At 25.7% G+C, this 370-nt stretch carries 1 protein-coding gene; it reads left to right on the forward strand.

Annotated features, from left to right (window positions below; genetic code table 11):
• Positions 1 to 40: 40 nt before the first annotated feature.
• Positions 41 to 370, forward strand: a 330-nt coding sequence (locus HMPREF2810_RS09510; protein ID WP_002360867.1) for a hypothetical protein, incomplete at its 3' end; no start/stop codon positions are given.

Consider the following 370-nt stretch of genomic DNA (forward strand, 5'->3'; position numbering starts at 1 on the left):
TATTGTGTAGATTTTATTATAGTTTAAGGAGTGAATAAATATGAAAAGTGTAGTATGGATTTATACAGTAAATACTGATGGAGTTGTGATTAGAAGTAGTGGTTCTGGTATGATGTGGATTAGCTCAAAAAAATTTCAAGATAAACTAAAAAAAGAATTATTACCAGAATGGAATCTATCCATTATTAGTTATGATATAGCTAAAAATGATATACCTGATGCAGATATTATTATGTACAATGAGATGGATATGGCATATCTTGATGAAAAAATCAAGAATACTGGATTGCCTGTATCATATATAGATTTACAAACAAAAAATGCTGATAGTATAAAGAAAAAATTAGAAAAATTTGCTGAAAATAAAATA

This window comes from Enterococcus sp. HMSC078F03 (assembly GCF_001811595.1).
Taxonomy (GTDB): domain Bacteria; phylum Bacillota; class Bacilli; order Lactobacillales; family Enterococcaceae; genus Enterococcus; species Enterococcus faecalis.